At 56.4% G+C, this 287-nt stretch carries 1 protein-coding gene; it reads left to right on the top strand.

Translation table 11 applies throughout. From position 1 onward, the window contains the following. Positions 1–287 (top strand): cadherin repeat domain-containing protein (locus H5114_RS20285; RefSeq protein WP_182723889.1); only part of this gene is annotated, 287 nt, incomplete at both ends.

The raw sequence follows: 287 nt of genomic DNA, 5'->3' as shown, positions 1-287 counted from the left end.
GTGGGCGAAACCAGCTACAACTTTAGCTACAATGAAAACAGCAGCGACAGCACCGTGATTGGCACCGTCAATGCCACCGATCCAGAAGGCACGCCAGTGACCTACAGCATCGTCAGCGGCAATGATGACGCTTGGTTTGAGATTGACCCCGTGACCGGTGTTATCAGCTTGACCCCAGCGGGCGTGGCCGCCGTCGCCAATGACTTTGAAGCCCTGGCGAACGTGCACAATTTAGTCGTCGGCGCCTCAGATGGCGTCAACACCACCAACATTAACGTCACCCTCAC

Origin of the sequence: Shewanella sp. SR43-8 (genome assembly GCF_014163775.1) — a bacterium.
Lineage (GTDB): Bacteria > Pseudomonadota > Gammaproteobacteria > Enterobacterales > Shewanellaceae > Shewanella > Shewanella vesiculosa.
Note: the sequence above shows the minus strand (reverse complement) of the source record. Positions and strands in the feature narration are given on the sequence as shown.